This is a genomic window from Corynebacterium phocae (genome assembly GCF_008693075.1).
Lineage (GTDB): Bacteria > Actinomycetota > Actinomycetes > Mycobacteriales > Mycobacteriaceae > Corynebacterium > Corynebacterium phocae.
This window is the reverse complement of record NZ_VXKJ01000035.1, coordinates 21,211-39,215: the sequence shown is the minus strand read 5'-3', so window position 1 is coordinate 39,215 and position 18,005 is coordinate 21,211. Positions and strand designations below refer to the sequence as shown.

Below are 18,005 nucleotides of genomic sequence, written 5' to 3'. Positions count from 1 at the left end.
GGGTGTTATTCTACCCACGAAATGCCGGCCTTGCGGGACTGCGCACCGCCCTGGCTCAAGGCGGCCAGCTCCGCGTCCAGGCCCGCCCGGCCGCCCGGGGCAACCGCAACCGTGTAGGTGACCTGCGCGCCGTAGTCGGTGTCCACGACGTCGAAGCCGCGGCCGCGGAGTTCGGCTTCGATCTTGCCGGCATCGGCATGCGAGAGCTCCACGGTGTAGAGCTCCTTTTTCGCGCGCGTGACCGTACGGACCTTCTCCACCGTCTCACTCACCGCTCCACTGTACGCATGGACCAGGCCTCCCGCGCCCAGCTTGATGCCGCCAAAGTAGCGGACAACCACCACGCAGATGTCCAACATTCCTGAGCCCTTGACTACATCAAGCATGGGTTTTCCCGCCGTCCCGGAAGGTTCGCCGTCATCAGAGGACCGTTCTACCGGGTTGGAGTCCTCCACATGATAGATGTATGCCGAACAGTGGTGCCGCGCGTCCGGGAAGCGCGTGCGGGCGGCATCGATAAACTCACGCGCTTCCTGCTCATTCGTGGCGCGCGCTACCAAGGTGATGAACCGGGACCGCTTGATCTCAATCTCATGCTCGACCACCTGGTTGGCCGCCGGGCGTTGATAGGACTCCATTACTTGGAGGCTACCAAGTAGTCATACTCCGGGGTGCCCGGCTGCAGGTGCTGGCAGTTCATCCGGGACTGCGCCATTCGGTCCAAAAGCCCCGGCAGGTCCCCCGCGCTGCCAAGCTCTAGCCCTACCAGCGCCGCGCCGGTCTCCCGGTTGTTGCGCTTTAGGTACTCAAACAGCGTGATGTCGTCGTTGGGACCCAGGATTTCCGTGAGGAACGTGCGCAGCTGCCCCGGCTCCTGCGGAAAGTTCACCAGGAAGTAGTGCTTGAGACCCCGGTGGACCAGGGAGCGCTCCATGATTTCGTTGTACCGGAGAACGTCATTATTACCGCCGGAAATCACGCACACCACCACTGCACCTGGTGCGAGGTCTAGTTCTCGCAACTGCGCCACGGACAGCGCTCCGGCGGGTTCAGCGATGATCCCTTCGTTTTGGTACAAGCCCAGAAGCTCCGTACACACCGAACCTTCGGACACCGTGGCCCACTGGAGGCGGTCGGTGTTAGCGGCCAGGATCTGGAACGGGATGTCGCCCACGCGTTTGACGGCAGCACCGTCTACGAAGGGGTCTACCGTCTCCAACGTCACCGGGCCCCCGGCGGCAAAAGCCGCGGTCAACGATGCCGCGCCTGCAGGCTCTACGCCTACAATCCCTGTGTGCGGGGACATATCCGCCAGGTAGGAGGTAATTCCGGCGGCCAGGCCCCCGCCGCCCACCGGGACCACGATGGTGTCCAAGGACTTACCAATCGCGGAAAGCTGGGAGACTACCTCCGCCGCCACCGTTCCCTGCCCGGTAACGGTGTCGCGCGCGTCAAAAGGCTCGATGACGATGGCCCCCGTGTCGTGGGCGTCCTTGTGCGCGGCCGCCGCGGCCTCATCGAAATTGGCCCCAGTAACGATGAGCTCCACCTTGTCCCCGCCGTGGACCTTGATGCGGTCACGCTTTTGCTTCGGCGTGGGTTCCGGGACGTAGATGCGACCGTCGATGCCCATGGTGCGGCAAGCGTAGGCGACACCCTGGGCGTGGTTGCCCGCCGATGCCGTCACAATCCCGCTGCCCCGCTGCTCCGGGGTCAAGTTGGTGATGCCAAAAAGTGCCCCACGGATCTTATAAGAGCGCACGTCTTGCAGGTCCTCGCGCTTGAGGAATACCTGGAAGCCGGTGTCTTGGGACAGCCGCGGGCAAAATTGTAGCGGCGTTGGGGCAATCTCAGAGGAAATTCGGGCTTGGGCCTGCTGGATGTCGGAGGCATGAATGGGCTCGAAGTTCTTGAGATTTTTGTTGTCGATCATAGCTACCCATTTAACCATTGAAACCCGCATTGCTACTAAATACCTATGTGTCGACCGAATTCCTATTTCACTCCACCAAACCCACACCAAGTGCCCGCGATTGAAGCACTCGGACGTAAAATTTGCCAAGCAAGTTAACAAACCCCTGAACAACTGATACATTCGAGGGGTCACCTGTAGCGTGAGCCCTGGGCTTTCACGTTGTCAGACCTTAACTACTTAGGAGTTCTCACTCATGCGCACACGTCGCCTCTCCCTAGCACTCGTTGCTGTAACCACCACCGCCCTAGCAGCCGTTTCCCCCGTGGTCGCTAGCGCCCAAAGCTCCAAGGAAACCCCAACCACCGCCGCCGCGCAGTCCGGTTCCTCTGACTCTGGCAGCTCGAGCAACAACCCGACTACCACATCCCCTTCCGCTACTACCGAGGCCCCCGCGCCGACCACCACCGAAAAACCAAAGGAAAAGACCCCGGAGGAAATCGCAGCAGAGAAGTGCCAAGAGGAAGTTGACAAAGCTTACGCCGACCACAAGAAGGCGGTAGATGATGGCACTGCGGGGTCTTCTTTCATTGGCCCCAAGGAGCTGGTATTCGGAGCTATCAGTGGCTACGGCTCATCCGGAATGCCCAAGTTGCCCGATTGCGCAAAAGCTAAACCTGGTGAGACCAAGCCCAAGACTCCTGTGAAGTTCCCTGAGTGGGCCAAATCCGCTGAATCCAGCCCAGAGATGGAAGAAGCCTTCGAGTGGCTAAGCTTCATGGCAATTCTCGTGGGCGGCCTCATCCAGGCGTTGGCGGTTGTTGCCAAGTTCAACCCCGGGATCCTGTCCCCAATCCGCGACGCACTCGCCGGCGCCGGCATCAAGCTTTAAGAAGCTTCTCCAGCAATCTTGCGCGGCCCACCCTCCGGTAACCAACTGGTGGTGGGCCGCGTAGTGCGTTTTTGTAGTGCGTTTTTAAGGCGCGGTCCGGCACCCAACCCGAGCGCCGGTCCGCGCCCTAGCCCAGGATCCCCGCCCCCATGGTGGCTTTGAGATCCCCCATGAGGTTGCCGCTACGCTCCACCCGGAGGTGCTCGCCCAAAACCATGACGGTGGACTGGTCTCCGTGCACCAGCGTGAGGTGGACATCGGAATCACCGGCGTTGTTTTGTAACACCTGCTTGAGCTTGGCCAGATTTTCCAGGGTGCACTGCTCGGTACGCATATTGAGCCGTAGCGGCACTCCGGCACCGCCCCCCGGCCCCAGGTCCGCAGTGCGGAGATCCGAGCAAAACAGCGACAAACGTCCATCCCGGATCTTCACGTTAACCTTGGCCAAGATGATATTGTCTTCCACGATCTGGGGAGCGACCAGGGCATAGACCTTGTTGAAAACCATGATGGACACCTGGGCGCCATCGGAATCCTCGATGGTCAAGATTGCCCACGGTGATCCGTCCTTTTTGGACTGCCGCCTATCCACGGCAGAAATAATCCCACCGATGATGATTTCCTGGCCATTGTGGACTTCCTCTGCCAGGATTTTGGTCAGCGGAGTATTGGTTTGCTCATCCAAAGCGGACTCATACCCATCCAGCGGGTGCGCGGAAACATAGAGCCCCAGCATCTCGCGCTCCAAGGTCAGCTGATGTTTTTTATCCCAATGCTCATCCGGGACCTCAATGGCAAACGGGGACGGAGAGTCATCAGCGCCGCCGCCCAGGCCCGCGAATAGATCAAACTGCCCTTTGTCCATGGCCTTCTTCGCGCTCTGCACGGAGTCTACGGCGTCTTCGTGGATGAGCAACAGCCCCTTGCGCGGGTGGCCCAGGTCGTCGAAGGCACCGGCCTTAATCAGCGAGTTGGTCACACGCTTCGAGCAGGCTACCAGCTCAATTTTGTCCAGGTAATCGGAGAAATTCTTGAATAGGCCCTTCTTCTTGCGCGTGGAGACAATCGAATCAACCACTTCTTTACCCACGTTGCGGATAGCGCCTAGGCCAAAGCGGATGTCTTCCCCAACGGCCTGGAAATCCAGCTCTGATTCGTTGACCGAGGGCGGCAGTACCTTAATTCCTAGGTGCCGGCAGTCGGCCAGGTAGATCGCGGATTTGTCCTTCTTATCCCCCACGGAGGTCAAAAGCGCTGCCATGTACTCCGGCGCGAAGAAGGCCTTGAGGTAGGCCGTCCAAAAGGACACCAGCCCGTAACCGGCGGCGTGGGACTTGTTAAACGCGTAGGAAGCAAAGGGCTCAATGGTCCCCCAGAGGGAGTCCATGGCGCTCTTGGAATAACCATTGTCCTGCATCCCTGACCAGAACTTGTCATACTCCTTGGCCAAGACTTCGGGCTTTTTCTTACCCATGGCCTTACGGAAACCATCTGCTTCACCGGCGGTGTAGTTGGCCACCTTACGGGAGATCTCCATGATCTGCTCTTGATAAACGATCAGGCCGTAAGTCTCACCCAAGATTTCTTTGAGGGGCTCTTCCAACTCCGGGTGAATGGGAACAATTGGCTTGCGCCCGTTCTTGCGGTCCGCGTAATCCATGTGCGCGTTCACGCCCATGGGGCCTGGGCGGTAGAGCGCCAAGGACGCCACGATATCGTTGAACCCCGTGGGTCCCATGCGCTTGAGCAGCTCCTGCATGCCGCCGGAGTCCAGCTGGAAGATTCCCAGGGTATCCCCGCGACCCAGCAACTCATAGACGGGCTCCATGCCCTCCCCGTCCGGGTGCAAGTCCTCGAGGTTGATCTCTTTGCCGCGGTTGCGCTTGATGTTTTCCATGGCGTCGCCAATGACGGTGAGGTTTCTTAGCCCCAGGAAGTCCATCTTCAGCAGCCCGATGGCCTCACAGGAGGGGTAGTCCCAGCCGGTGATGTAGGCGCCATCGGCGGGACGCTTCCACATGGGGATGTGGTTCATCAGCGGCACGGACGCCATAATCACCGCGCACGCGTGCACGCCGGCCTGGCGGATGACGCCCTCCAGGCCCCGAGCGGTTTCATAAATTCGCTTGACGTCTGGATCCGTCTCAATGAGCTGCCGGACCTCATTGGCTTCCTGGTAGCGCGGGTGTTCCGGGTCCATAATGCCGGACAGAGGTATGTCTTTGGCCATCACGGCCTTAGGCAGCGCGCCGTTTATCCGGTCCGCCATCTGGAAACCCGGCTGGCCGTAGTTGACCTTGGCGGAGTCCTTGATAGCCTGCTTGGTCTTCACCGTGCCAAAGGTAATGACCTGGGCCACCTTGTCTTCACCCCAGCGGTTGGCGGCGTAGGAGATCATCTCCCCGCGCCGGCGGTCGTCGAAGTCGATATCGATATCGGGTGCGGAGGGGCGTTCGGGGTTCAGGAAACGCTCGAAGAGCAGGCCGTGCTCCATCGGGTCAATGTTGGTAATGGTCAGCGCGTAAGCCACCAAGGAGCCCGCAGCCGAACCACGGCCGGGTCCCACCCAGATACCAATGCTGCGCGCGTGCTTGATCAACTCCGCCACAATGAGAAAGTAGGACGGGTAGCCCTTCATATCAATGACTTCAATCTCATATTCAGCGCGCTTGACGTAGTCCTCCGGAACCTCCGCGCCCGGGAACCTATCTTGTAGCCCCTCCATCACCTGGTGGTGTAACCACGAGGTGGGGGTATGCCCCTCCGGGACGTCCGCGATGGGCATGCGGTCGTGCGGGTGTGCCTCCCAGATCTCCCCGTAGTCTTGCACGCGCTCGGCAATCCATAAGGTGTTGTCACATCCGTCGGGCACCGTGTCATCCCACAGCTCGCGCATCTGCTGCGCGGTTTTGACGTAATAGCCGGTACCGTCAAACTTAAACCGGTCGGTGTCCATGAGCGTTTTGCCAGTTTGCACACACAACATGGCCTCATGCGCGCGGGCCTGGGACTCCAGGACGTAGTGGCAGTCATTGGTCACCAGGGGCGGCAGATCCAGCTTCCGGCCAATTTCTAGCAGCTCGTCGCGCACCCGCTTTTCAATATCTAGGCCGTGGTCCATTAGCTCAAGGAAGTAATTATCCCGCCCGTAGATGTCTTGCCACATGGCTGCGGCCTCGAGTGCCTGGTCAAACTGCCCTAGGCGCAGGCGGGTTTGCACGTCCCCGGAGGGGCAGCCAGTGGTGGCGATGATCCCGTCCGCGTGCTCAGCCACCAAGTCCGCGTCCATGCGCGCATACTTGCCCACTTGGCCTTCGTAGGAGGCCAGGGAAGAAAGCTTAAAGAGGTTGTGTAGGCCAGTGGCGTTTTCCGCCAGCATGGTCTGGTGCAGGTAGGTGCCGGAACCTGCAATATCATCTCGCTTCTGGTCCGGGGTTCCCCACTTTAAGCGCTTTTTGTTGAAACGGGACTCGGGCGCCATATAGGTTTCAATGCCGATAATGGGTTTTACGCCCGCGGCAACCATGGCGTGGTAGAAGGCGTTGGAGCCGTACATGTTACCGTGGTCGGTCATGGCCACTGCGGGCATACCTTGCCGGGAGACTTCCTCCGCGAGCAGATCCACCTTCGCCATGCCGTCTAGCATGGAGTATTCAGTGTGGTTGTGCAGGTGTACAAAGGAGGAATTTTTGGCCATGGGGTAATTCTAGCGCCCGCGTCAACTCCCACGGGGTATAGTCCAGTCTGATGATTTTCGCTCTTGCTGCTTATATTATGTGGGGATTTTTCCCCGCCTTCTTCCCGCTGCTGTTACCCGCCAGCCCGGTGGAGATTCTGGCACACCGTGTTGTGTGGACAGCCGTGTGGGTCACGGTCTATCTGGTGGTCACCGGCCGCTGGCGCGAGCTGGCTAACCTGACGCGCCGCGAGTGGGCGTGGTTGGGCGCGGCTGGCCTGTTTATCTCGGTCAACTGGGGCACCTACGTGCTTGCGGTCAACACCGAACATGTTTCCGATGCCGCCCTGGGGTACTTCATCAACCCCCTAGTCTCCGTGGCCCTGGGGCTGGTATTTCTCAAAGAGCGGCTGCGGCCGGGCCAGTCGGTGGCGGTGGGTATAGCCTTTTCGGCCGTGATCTATCTCACCTTCTTCACGGGCCAGGCTCCCATCATTTCCTTGGCGCTGGCGGCCAGCTTTGGTGGCTATGGGCTGTTGAAAAAGCAGATTAACGTGACCTCGACGGTGTCGGTAGCCGCTGAGACAATAGTCATGCTGCCGGTGGCGCTGGCATACATCACCTGGTTGGAGGCAACCGGGGGCGGCACGTTTGTGGGTTTTGGCGCTACGCATACCGCGTTGATGATCTCCTCCGGGGTGGTTACTGCCTTGCCCCTCATCTGCTTTGCGCAGGGTGCCAAGAAGCTACCGCTGGCTACCATCGGCATGTTGCAGTACCTCACCCCGTGTATGCAGATGCTGTGGGCACTGGCAGTGGTGGGCGAGCATTTCTCGGTGCACCGCTGGATAGGCTTTGCCATCATTGGCGTGGCCGTGGGCCTGTACATCGCGGATTTGGCCCGCCTGCAAACTCAGCGGCGCCGCAGCTCCGCGCGGGCCTGACGGGCGCGCTTGCGCCTGGCGGTTTCCTCATGGTCGTTGAGCCCCCACGCTGGCGCACCCAGCACTACCACGAGCCCGCCCGCGATAGCCACCCCAGCCATGGCATAGTCCATGCCGCTTTGACCTATGCACAGCAAAAACACGCCTGCTAGCACCGCCGCCGCGCCGCAAACTACCGCGAACTTAAAGTTGCCCGGCCACTCGCGAAATTTCTTCATGCGCCCATCCTAACCGACCCCGCTAGCTATCCCCGGCGCGGGTTTCAAAAGTTTGGCGGACGCACCGCAAAAGCTCCCCACGCGGAATCAGCGGGGGCCGGCTCAACTGCCAGGACCTCGCCACGTTGCGCGATAGCCCGCATGGCCTCCGGGGTGTCAAAGATGACCACAGCGCTAAGGCCCCCGGCGTTGGTTCCCAGAGCGGTGGAAAGCACGTCCGCGCGCCCGGTTCCGGCCACCGGCTCAGGCAAAGGCACTAGCCCGGTGTCGGGCGCGAACATGGCCCCCACCCGTTGCACTCCATCAACCGCGCGGGCGGCCTGGTCGGGCCGCAAGGGGTATTTAAACGCCACCATGGCGTAGCCGGGTGCCGCAGTCATTGCCAGCGCGTCTTCGGCACGCTCCACGTACTGGGTCTTGGTTTCTCGGGTTTCCGGACCCACGGCATCACCCTGGATGGAGGTGAGGCCTTTGTCCCCAAACACACCCAAGGCCAGTACCAGTGCGGCCAGGCCAGCGGCCGCCAACGCCAGCGGCCTCATCCGCGCAAAACCTCTACGGCGTGATGCAAATCCTCCGGGTAGGGCGCACTGATTTCGAAAGGCTTTCCGGTCCCCGGGTGGTCAAACCCAAGAGTCACCGCGTGCAGCCACTGGCGCGTCAGCCCCAAGCGCTTGGCCAAGTTGGGGTCAGAACCATACATGGGGTCCCCCACGCACGGGTGTCCTACCGCGGACATGTGGACGCGGATCTGGTGTGTGCGCCCGGTTTCCAGGTGTACCTTGATCAAACTTGCTTCGCGGAATGCCTCCACCAACTCGTAGTGGGTCACCGCGTGCTTTCCCCCATCCACCACCGCGAACTTCCAGCCGGAGGAAGGGTGCCGGCCGATGGGCGCGTCAATGATGCCCTCGATGGGATCCGGCAGCCCTTGCACCACGGCGTGGTAAGTCTTGGTTACCGACCGCCTCTTGAACGCCGCCTTGAGCTGGGAGTAGGCGCGCTCCGAGGCCGCCACCACCATCACGCCGGAGGTGCCTACGTCTAAACGGTGGACTATGCCTTTGCGTTCGGTAGGCCCGGCATCGGCAAGCTGATAGCCCGCAGCCCGCAGCCCGCCGATAACCGTGGGCCCCTCCCACCCCACCGTGGGGTGAGCTACCACGCCCACCGGTTTATAAATACAGATTATGTCCTCATCCGCATACAGCACGTCCATGCCCTCAACCAGTTCTTCTCTGGGGATCAGAGGTTCCTCGGGCGCAGGCATAATGACGTCCACCCACCCGCCGGCCTCCAGCCGGTCAGCTTTTCCCAGCACACGGCCGGATGTTTCCACCTCACCGGCCTCGCACAACGCTGCGGCCTTGGCACGGGAGAGCCCCAGCAGCTTGGCCAGCGCGGCGTCCGCGCGCATCCCATCCAGGCCCTCCGGGACGGGCAACCTACGACTTTCGCGCACGCGCGGCCTCCTTCCTATCGCTTAAGAACATGGCCAGGATAAACACCACCACTCCCACGGTGATAAAGGCGTCAGCCACGTTGAAGATGGCAAAGTCCCCGACGGAGATGAAGTCCACCACGTGGCCAAACCAAAATCCCGGCTCCCGGAACAACCGGTCAATCAAATTGCCCAGCGCTCCCCCGGCAATCATGGCCAAGCCCACGGCCTGACCGCGGTCGGTAATCCGGGGCGCGGCAATGGCCACGCCCACCACGAATACCAGCTGGATGGTGGTAAACAACCAGGTGGAGCCGTCCCCGCCCATGGAGAAGGCAGCGCCGGGGTTGAAAAGAAGGTAGAACCTGAACCAATCACCAATCACGCTAAGGGGCTCCCCCGGTGTCAAAATGGACAGCATTAACGCCTTGGTGGCTTGGTCTAGAACGGCTATCGCCGCGATGATTGCCGCCATCATGCCTACATATCTTTTACTCACTTGAACCATTGTAGAGATAGCACTCGGGTATTTTGGAATGTATGAAACGTGTTGTAGCTATTGTCTTGTCGCTCGCGCTTGCCGGATGTGACTATTCCCCTCCTGGTCCTCCGGTCGAAGAAGCCGTGGGAGCACCGCTAGATGCCCCGCGGGTAAGCGTAACTGCTCCCGGCGACGGGCAACAACAGGTTATGGCTTTTACGGATATTGATTCCGCCCAAGAGGTATCTGTGGCGGTGTCTGAGGGGTTTAACCAAGACGTGATCCAGGCTGCGGCGGCGGACGGTTTCCACCCCAGTGTTGCGACGGCAGCAGTCACGCTACCGCTAAACATTGAGGTCACCCCGGCGTCCGATGCCGCTAGTGGCCAGGCCCCAGCCACCCGCAACGTCTTTGCCAAGGTTCAAGCGACTCCGGACATTCCCACGGCAGAAGGGTTCCAGTTCGGTTGGCGCGCGGTGGATTCCGGGCAGGCCTCCTCCCTGCGCCTGGCGGCACCGAAGCAGGCTAGCGACGAGGATCGCGCGGCCGCAGAGCAGGCAATCCTGAAGCTTGTGGCGCACCAGGTGGTCTTTCCCACTGATCCCATCGCGCCGGGGGCAACGTGGACTGTGGAAAGCCGCGTCACCGGGGACAACACGTTGCTGCAAACCACCACTTACCGGCTAGTTTCGTACAAGGATAACCAGGCCACCCTAGACGTGGACATTTCTCAGCGCCCCAGCCTAGGTGCGCTCCAACTTGCCGATGGCCAGTCGGTCGACGTTTTAAACACCCAGTCCGAGTCCACGGGAACCCTCACCGTGGATTTGACTAAGCCCCTCCCCGTGGCCGGGGAGGTCGATGTCACCACCACGGTCATCTACGGACAAAAAGACGCCGCAGTTCGGGTAATCCAAACTACGGCGACAAAGGTGCGTTTTAGCTAGCCTGCTGGCGGTGCTTCGGGGGCTGGGGCGTCAGCCGGCGGGGCATCGGGCGCGGGTTGCTCCGGCACCTGCTCGCCGGCAAGGGCCGGATCCTGGGCAGTAGCCTGCGCCGAGCACATCGGGGGAACCTGCTCCGGGGCAACGGTGTTGGACACCAACGTGCATGCCCAGGATTGGGAAAGCTTCCAAGAACCGCCCTCGTAGATAAATTCCACGTTTTCAGCAATCTGATCCGGCTGCTCGGGAATCATCATCCGCGCTGTTGCCAAAACGGAATCTGGCGTGTAGCCGGGTAGCACGGGATCTACTACCTCGAAAGTAGCGCCGGACTCCGCCTGAGACGAGGCCATCAGGTCAAAAAGCTCGGGCGCCTGCTCACCGCCCTGCACGGAGGCTACCTTTTCCTCAATGGGAAGGTGCGGGTCAATTGCACGGGCAAGAACGGCGTTGAGATCCGCTGCGGACGGAAGCTCTGGTGCCGTTGCCGTGTCTTGTGCCGGTGCCGCAGCGGTGGTGGTCTGCGAGCCCTGCGTCGTAGCGCTATCTTCGGCGGATTCAGCCGAGCATGCCGAAAGCGCAATACCGGCAGTAGCTAAGAGGGCAAACGTGCGAAGCTGATGAGCTTTCACTATGGGGGTTCTCCTTTAATCATCTTTTAAATGCAAACCCCAACTTTAGCAAGCAAGGCTGGAAAATCCCCGTGTTGGCACTGTGAGCTTGTGCAGTAGTCTGGGTTTTATGACCAATATTCTCATTTCCACCGGCGGGACTATCGCCTGCACCAGCATTAACGGGGCGTTAGAGCCCACCAAATCAGCAGCGGACCTAGCCGCACTCGTTGACGCACCGGTAGAAGCGGTGGATTTCCGCCAACTAGATTCCAGCGCCATGACCTTGCACGACGTAGATGAGCTCGTGGAATGCGTGGAAGATTACGCCAGTCGCCCGGAAGTTACGCGCGTGGTGGTCACCCACGGCACCGACTCCATGGAAGAAACCGCCGTGGCACTGGCGTTGTTCCATGCCGGGCGCACGCCGGTCATCCTTACCGGCGCGCAGCGGCCCTTCGACGCCCCCGCGCCAGATGGCCCCGGTAACCTGCGCGGAGCCTTATCCGTTGCCCCTGGAACGGGAGGGGTGTTCATCCACTTCGGCGGTGCCACGGTGCCCGCGTGGGGGGCTACCAAGCAGCATACGCAATCACTCAATGCCTTCACCGCGCCTGAGACCACAGCGCCTAACTGCCTACCTTTGCCCCGGGCTAGGTTGGCGGAGGAAAAGGTCACTATCATCTACGCCTACCCTGGAGCCCCAGGCGACATGGTGGACGCCGCCGTTGCCGCGGGCTACGCCGGGATAGTGGTGGCGGCCATGGGGTCGGGCAACGTAGGCCCGCAGATGGCCGCGGCACTGGACCGGGCACTGGACGCCGGCGTGAAAGTGGTCATCTCCACGCGTGTTGCGGCGGGGCCGGTGGAGCTTATCTACGGCGGGGCCGGCGGGGGAAACACGCTCGCGGACAAAGGCGCGATTAACGCCGGCCGCTTGCGCCCCGGCCAAGCCCGGATAGTGCTGGCGGCTGCCTTAGCAACGCAAACGGACCCGGCCAAGCTTTTTGCTTGAACCGGGCCCGAATGTTTAGGAAATCTACTCCCCTAGCAGCGAAGGAACTGCGCTGAGCAGCTTCTTCGTGTAGGGATGCTGCGGATTATCGAAGATTTGCTCGGTGGTATTTTCTTCCACGATCTCTCCACCTAGCATGACGCAAATGCGGTCAGATACGTAACGCACGGTGTTGATGTCGTGGGAGATAAACGCCAACCCCAGCCCCAGCTCGCGCTTCAGATCGAGCAGCAGGTTGAGCACCTGGGCGCGAACGGACACGTCCAGCGCCGAAGTCGGTTCATCGGCGATGATGATGTCCGGGTCCAGGGCCAGAGCGCGGGCAATAGCCACACGCTGGCGCTGTCCGCCGGAAATCTGGCGCGGCAACACATTCAGCGCGGACTGCGGCATGCCAACCAAAGCAAGCAGGTCGGACACGCGCGCCTGGCGCTCAGCCGGGCTGCCGATACCGTGCACATTAAGCGGATCCAACAGCTGCTGCTGCACGCTCATGCGCGGGTTCAGCGAGGTGGCCGGGTCCTGGAATACCACGGAGATAGACCGGCCCATTTCCTTGCGGGTGTGGCCGCGGCCCTTGATGGGATTGCCCTTGAACAAGACCTCCCCGCTGGTGGGCTTTTGCAAACCAATCATCACCTTGGCCAGGGTGGACTTGCCACAGCCTGACTCGCCCACAATCCCCACAATGTCATTGCGGTAAACCTGGAAGTTGATGTTTTTATTGGCGTGGACCTTGTTAGGACTAAAGAGGCCACCAGTACGGGTCTTGAACGTCACGCTGGTGTCTTTGAGCTCCAAGATGGGCTGGCCCAGCTCTTTTTTGTAGGCGATATCACGCGGAGCGTCGGTGGTTGCCCCTAGGGGAACTGCTTTACCCATGATATTTAGGCCTCCTTCTCTTTGGCCTGAACTGCGAGCAGCTCATCGGTGGTGGCGTAGTAGTGCGTGGAATTCTTGTCATCGCCTACCAGGCGCAAAGTTGGTTTCTCATGGATACCAACCTCTGGGTGCGAGGAACGCGGTGCGAAGCGGTCGCCGTCTACGAACTCGGTTGGTGAAGGCACGGTGCCCGGCACCTGGTAGAGGCGGTCGGCGTTGGCTTCCACGGAAAGCACGGCGCCCAGCAAACCGCGGGTGTACTCGTGCGTTGGGTGCTCGAGTACCTCGGCGGTCTTGCCCTGCTCCACCACCTGACCGGCGTACATGACCGTAATCTTGTGGACCAGCCGGGCAACCAGTGCCAGGTCGTGGGATACGAAGATCATGGCAAACCCAAGCTTTTCGCGTAGCTCATTGAGCAACTCCACAACCTGCTTTTGAACGGTGACGTCCAGTGCGGTGGTGGGCTCATCAGCGATGAGCAGGCGGGGGTTACGGGTCAAGGCCATAGCAATCAGCACGCGCTGGCGCTGACCACCCGAAAGCTCGTGTGGGTAAGACTTGAGCGTACGGTCCGGATCCAGGCCCACCAGTTCCAACAACTCACGTGGTTCGCGCTTGCCGCCACGCTTGGTCAGCTGCTCCAGCTGAGACTTAATCAGCATGGACGGGTTGAGGGAAGACAAAGCATCCTGGTAAATCATGGCGATTTCGTGTCCACGCAGGTCGTTGTGCTCCTTGTTGGAGATTTCCAACAGGTTCTTGCCGTCGTAGAGGATCTCACCTTCAATAACAGCGGACTCTGGGAGCAGGCCCATGATGGACATCGCGGAAATGGACTTACCACAACCGGACTCGCCCACCAGGCCCATGGTTTCACCTGGGGCTACTTTGAAATTCACGCCATCAACAATCTTGACGTCGCCGTGGGCGCCCGGGAAGCTAATCCGCAGGTCCTTGACCTCAAGGAGCGGGGTTGGGTCGCCTTCGAAGACAGCACGGTTTCCGTACTGGCTCTCAGATTCACGCAGGGCTTCCAGAGAAACCCGCAGTGCCTTCTCCGACTCTTCGCGGGAAGTCTGGCCCAGGGTCTTGACGTTGCTGGCCTTGGCTGCTTCCGCTGCCGCACGGGCGTCATCGGAAATAGGCTTACGGGCCGGTGGTGACGCCATGGCGTCGGTCATGCCTTCAGACATGATGTTCAGGCACAGCACGGTGATAAGCAGCATCAGGCCCGGGAAGAAGGTGGGCCACCACGCGCCGGTTAACAGCACGGACTGGCCGTTGGACAAGATGTTGCCCCAGGACGGAGCCGGGGGCGCAACGCCGGCGTTGATAAACGATAGTGAGGCCTCAAGCACGATGGCATCGGCAACCAGCACGGTGGCGAACACCAGCACGGGAGCGATACAGTTGCGGGCTACCTGCTTGAACAAAATGTGCGCGGTGGAAGCACCCATCACGCGGGAGGCGGAGACGTAGTCTTCACCGAATTGACCCAGCACGTTAGCGCGCACGATACGCGAAAGCTGCGGGGTGTAGACAAAGCCGATGGCAAAAATCAGGATGGCAACGTTGTTGCCCCATACCGCCACGAATACGGCAGCCAGCGCGATTGCCGGGAAGGACATCACGATGTCCAGGATGCGCATAAGAATTTCGGAAACTGCTTTGCCAGCGGTGGCAGCTATGGAGCCTAGAACCGCAGCAAAGGCAAGCGCCAGGCCGGTAGCGAACAGGCCGATGAGCAGCGAGGAGCGCGCACCGAAGATGATTCGGGAAAGCACGTCACGGCCCACGGAGTCGGTACCGAAGGGGTGCTCGGCTGATGGCGGCAGGACCGGCGGTCCCGTTTGCAGCGGATCATGTGGTGCAATCAGCGGTGCAAAAATGGCCCCAAGCACCACTAGCGCCAGGACGAACATGGAAATCTTGGATTTCAGGGGGAGCTTTTTAAATCCAGCGAAACGAGCGCCGGCCTTGCTCTCCAGCTTCTGAGTAGTTTTCTCTCTAAGCATTAGATGCTCCTAATCCGTGGGTTGACCAACACGTAGAGGATGTCAACGACGATGTTGATGAGGATAAACGCCACTGCCACGACCAAGGTGACACCCTGAACTAGGAAGACGTCGTTTCGGACTACGCCGTCAAGGATGAGCTGGCCCATTGCCTTGATGTTGAAGATAATTTCAATCACGGCTGCGCCACCCATGAGGTAGCCCACGCGCAGACCCAGCACGGTAATTGGGGTAATCAGCGCGTTACGCAATACGTTGCGGGAGATCACGGTACCGCGTGGGATACCGGCACCAATGGCGGTACGAACGTAGTCTTTGTCCAGCTCCTCCACCATGGAGGTGCGGACCACGCGGGTGAGCGAACCGGCTACTGGAACAGCCAGCGCCAGTGCAGGTAGGAAGATGTTGTTGCTCCACGTCTGGGGGTCATCGAAGAAAGACACCCAGCGGCCCACGATGGCCGGGAACATTCCCCAACCGCCCGGGATGGTACCCAACCACTGGATAAGCAAGATTGCCAGCCAGAAGGAGGGCGTCGCGAGAGCTGCAATGGAGAACACGCGGATTAACTGGTCTGCCCACTTATCGCGGTAGATAGCGGCGATGACGCCAAAAATAAGCGCCACGATAACGGCCAGGATCAGACCGGCGAAGGTCAGCTGGAGGGTAATCGGGAAGGCGCGGGCGATCATTTCGGTGACTGGGACGCCGCCGGATGAGGTTCCCAGGTCGCCTTGGACCATGTTGGTAAGGAAACGGCCGTAGCGAACCAGCAGTGGGTCGTTGAGTCCGTTGGACTCACGGTAGGCTTCGAGCGCTTCTGGCGATGCCGCCTCACCTAGTGCGAGGCGCGCGGGATCCGCTGGGGAGAACGACATGATGAAAAACACCAGGAACGTAACTCCGAGGACCATGATTGGCAGCGCGACAAGGCGCCTACCAATTAGTCGAATCAAGTTGGACATGTTTTAAAAAGCCTTTGCTTGGAAAAGGGTTGGGTGGCCATCACGGGTGCCTTACGCTCCCCACCGTAGTTGCCTAGGTAGGAGGCATAGGTACCCTGATGGCAGTGAGAAACGCCCGCTTTGCAAGACAGAAAACGAACTTGCAAGTGCAGTTCCTGTTACATCCTTGAAAGCGGGCGTGTCACGGAATTGGTGGAAGATTATTCCTGGGTGGTCCCAACTTCGAGGAAGTACAAGCCGGTCAGGGAGATTGGCTCGAAGTCAACCAGGGTCTCGCTGTCCCACGCGGTAGGTGCCTTGCGGTGCAGCAGCGGGTAGAGAGGAACTTCCTCGGACAAGACGTCATAGGTCTCGTTCCAGATTTCCTGCTGTTCGCTCTTGTCGGTGGACTGGATGCCCTTCGAAAGCAGGTCTTGAACCTTGTCGTAGGACTCACCGGACCAGTTCATACGGGTCTTGGTCCAGGTGTCGTTTCCGTACCACCAGCGCATAAGCAGGTCTGGGTCATTACCGAATACGGATGGGTCGCCTGGGGCGATAACAACGTCGTAGGAATCCGGGTTGCCGTCAATGGTGTTGTAGACGTCAGAGGACTTCTTCTGGGTGAACTCGACCTCAAGACCAAGCTTCTTCAGATCCTGCTCGATGAGCGGGGTGATTGCCTTGACCCAGTCGTGGTCAGTAACCAGGAGACGCAGCTTGGTTACACCAGCCTTTTCGAACAGTTCCTTGGCCTTTGCCTCATCGTAGGAGTAGACAGTGGAAGCCTTGTTGTAGTTCGGGTGGTTCTCATGCAGGAAGGAGGTAGCTGGGCTGGCCTGGCCCTGCATAGCGTTCTGGATGAGGGTGTCCATGTCAATGGCGTAGAGGAATGCCTGGCGGGCTTCCTTCTGAGAGAACTGGTTGGACTCGTCATTATTGAACATGGCAAATAGCAAACCGAAGCCCTGCTGGGACTTGAGGTCCTCAGCCTGCTCCAGCTGAGCGATGTTCAGGTAAGGCACGGAGTCGATTGCCTGGACCTGGTCGGACTGCAGGGAGTTGATGCGGGTGGATGCGTCAGGGATGATGTCCCACGCCATATCCGCAGCCCGTGCTGGGCGTGGGCCGTTGTAGTGCTCGTTACGCTCGAACTTGACGGTGTTGGTGGCACCACCGTTGTCGGTCATCTTGAAAGGACCGGAGCCAACTGGGTTGAAGTCGAATGCCTCTGGGTCCTTTTCGACCAGTGCCTTTGGCACGATCTTGACAACGGAAAGACGCTCTGCGAATACGCCGGTTGGGTACTTCAGCTTGAACTTCACAGCGTTGTCACCGTCAGCCTCTACGGATTCAATGAACTCAATGAAGGAGGCGTACAGGGAGTTGTTCGCTGGGTCCATAACGCGCTCGAAGGAGTAAACGACGTCCTCAGCGGTGATGTCAGTGCCGTCAGAGAACTTTGCGCCGTCGCGTAGCTCAACGGTGATCTCGGTGTCCTCGGAAGGCTCAGGAAGCTCAGCGGCGAGGGCTGCGTAGGTGGAACCATCGGTGGGGTCTAGCTCGGTCAGACCCTCTAGGGTGTGCCAGTTAGCCGCGATGGTCAGCGCTGCGGTGGTGGTCATTGGGTCGTAACCGTTGGTGCCCAACTCATAAGAGATGGCGGCGCGAATGGTGCCGTCTTCGTTGACTTCACCAGCGGTAGCTGCGTTGTCATCGGAAGATGCGGAGGAACCGGAAGCGGAATCCTCTGCCTTGTCAGCAGGAGCACAGGCAGCAAGAGTGGCTGCGATACCGGCGGCTGCAGACAGCGCACCAATCTTACGGAAGAGAGAAACTTTCTTAGACATCGTTCATGTCCTTTCAAGTAGAGCCGATGGTGGCGTACGAACGGCACTTAACACCCCTCGAGTGAGTGGCCTCATAGTGTCGTGCACGTTATGAACGTAACCACAGGATATGTCAGACATCAGACATTCGTCTAGTAAACTGGAGAAAAATTGCCGATTTACCGGTAGTTAACCCTC

Annotated in this window: 16 protein-coding genes; 4 read left to right on the top strand and 12 right to left on the bottom strand. The window is 59.9% G+C overall.

What is annotated here, in order from left to right:
- Positions 1-5 precede the first annotated feature (5 nt).
- Both F4V58_RS03965 and ilvA read right to left on the bottom strand, forming a co-directional pair.
- Entirely contained in the window at positions 6-638 is a 633-nt protein-coding gene (locus F4V58_RS03965; protein ID WP_075733551.1) for a YigZ family protein, read from the bottom strand.
- Complete coding sequence (ilvA, locus tag F4V58_RS03960) at positions 638-1,933, bottom strand: threonine ammonia-lyase IlvA (protein ID WP_075736483.1); 1,296 nt, start codon at positions 1,931-1,933, stop codon at positions 638-640. Before ilvA ends, F4V58_RS03965 begins: the two co-directional genes overlap by 1 nt.
- A 235-nt stretch (positions 1,934-2,168) precedes the next feature.
- On the opposite strand from ilvA, the gene F4V58_RS03955 reads away from it, so the two are divergent.
- On the top strand, positions 2,169-2,804 hold the full coding sequence (locus tag F4V58_RS03955) for a hypothetical protein (protein ID WP_084559675.1): 636 nt from the start codon (positions 2,169-2,171) through the stop codon (positions 2,802-2,804).
- Positions 2,805-2,931: 127 nt separating this feature from the next.
- Here the strand turns inward: F4V58_RS03955 and dnaE are convergent, their stop codons facing one another.
- Complete coding sequence (dnaE, locus tag F4V58_RS03950; RefSeq protein WP_075733549.1) at positions 2,932-6,501, bottom strand: DNA polymerase III subunit alpha; 3,570 nt, start codon at positions 6,499-6,501, stop codon at positions 2,932-2,934.
- A 50-nt stretch (positions 6,502-6,551) separates the two neighbouring features.
- On the opposite strand from dnaE, the gene rarD reads away from it, so the two are divergent.
- Positions 6,552-7,424, top strand: a complete 873-nt coding sequence (gene rarD, locus F4V58_RS03945; RefSeq protein WP_075733547.1) for an EamA family transporter RarD — start codon at positions 6,552-6,554, stop codon at positions 7,422-7,424.
- Here the strand turns inward: rarD and F4V58_RS03940 are convergent.
- The 4 genes from F4V58_RS03940 to lspA are packed head-to-tail and all read right to left on the bottom strand — an operon-like array spanning position 7,394 to position 9,591.
- Positions 7,394-7,642, bottom strand: a complete 249-nt coding sequence (locus F4V58_RS03940; protein ID WP_075733545.1) for a hypothetical protein — start codon at positions 7,640-7,642, stop codon at positions 7,394-7,396. The genes rarD and F4V58_RS03940 overlap by 31 nt on opposite strands.
- A 44-nt stretch (positions 7,643-7,686) precedes the next feature.
- Positions 7,687-8,184 (bottom strand): hypothetical protein, encoded by a 498-nt coding sequence (locus F4V58_RS03935; protein WP_075733543.1) that lies wholly within the window; start codon positions 8,182-8,184, stop codon positions 7,687-7,689.
- Positions 8,181-9,059 carry an RluA family pseudouridine synthase gene (locus tag F4V58_RS03930; RefSeq protein WP_075736481.1) on the bottom strand — a complete coding sequence of 293 codons (879 nt, stop codon included), beginning with the start codon at positions 9,057-9,059 and terminating at the stop codon, positions 8,181-8,183. Before F4V58_RS03930 ends, F4V58_RS03935 begins: the two co-directional genes overlap by 4 nt.
- A gap of 28 nt (positions 9,060-9,087) precedes the next feature.
- Positions 9,088-9,591 (bottom strand): signal peptidase II, encoded by a 504-nt coding sequence (gene lspA / locus F4V58_RS03925; RefSeq protein WP_075733541.1) that lies wholly within the window; start codon positions 9,589-9,591, stop codon positions 9,088-9,090.
- Between the two features lie 32 nt (positions 9,592-9,623).
- Here lspA and F4V58_RS03920 point away from each other — a divergent pair, with 32 nt between their 5' ends.
- Positions 9,624-10,511 (top strand): DUF6263 family protein, encoded by an 888-nt coding sequence (locus F4V58_RS03920; RefSeq protein WP_075733540.1) that lies wholly within the window; start codon positions 9,624-9,626, stop codon positions 10,509-10,511.
- Here the strand turns inward: F4V58_RS03920 and F4V58_RS03915 are convergent.
- Positions 10,508-11,140, bottom strand: a complete 633-nt coding sequence (locus F4V58_RS03915; protein ID WP_075733538.1) for a WKL family lipoprotein — start codon at positions 11,138-11,140, stop codon at positions 10,508-10,510. The two genes, F4V58_RS03920 and F4V58_RS03915, sit on opposite strands and share 4 nt — an antisense overlap.
- A 109-nt stretch (positions 11,141-11,249) precedes the next feature.
- Between F4V58_RS03915 and F4V58_RS03910 the strand changes: the two genes are divergently transcribed.
- Complete coding sequence (locus F4V58_RS03910) at positions 11,250-12,134, top strand: asparaginase (protein WP_075733536.1); 885 nt, start codon at positions 11,250-11,252, stop codon at positions 12,132-12,134.
- A gap of 24 nt (positions 12,135-12,158) precedes the next feature.
- On the opposite strand, the gene F4V58_RS03905 is transcribed toward F4V58_RS03910, so the two are convergent.
- The 4 genes from F4V58_RS03905 to F4V58_RS03890 form a co-directional block, all read right to left on the bottom strand.
- Positions 12,159-13,016 (bottom strand): ABC transporter ATP-binding protein, encoded by an 858-nt coding sequence (locus tag F4V58_RS03905; RefSeq protein WP_084559673.1) that lies wholly within the window; start codon positions 13,014-13,016, stop codon positions 12,159-12,161.
- A gap of 5 nt (positions 13,017-13,021) precedes the next feature.
- Positions 13,022-15,034 carry a dipeptide/oligopeptide/nickel ABC transporter permease/ATP-binding protein gene (locus F4V58_RS03900; RefSeq protein ID WP_075733534.1) on the bottom strand — a complete coding sequence of 671 codons (2,013 nt, stop codon included), beginning with the start codon at positions 15,032-15,034 and terminating at the stop codon, positions 13,022-13,024.
- Positions 15,034-15,999, bottom strand: a complete 966-nt coding sequence (locus F4V58_RS03895) for an ABC transporter permease (RefSeq protein WP_075733532.1) — start codon at positions 15,997-15,999, stop codon at positions 15,034-15,036. Before F4V58_RS03895 ends, F4V58_RS03900 begins: the two co-directional genes overlap by 1 nt.
- Positions 16,000-16,199: 200 nt before the next feature.
- Positions 16,200-17,828 (bottom strand): ABC transporter substrate-binding protein, encoded by a 1,629-nt coding sequence (locus tag F4V58_RS03890; RefSeq protein WP_075733530.1) that lies wholly within the window; start codon positions 17,826-17,828, stop codon positions 16,200-16,202.
- Positions 17,829-18,005: the final 177 nt, after the last annotated feature.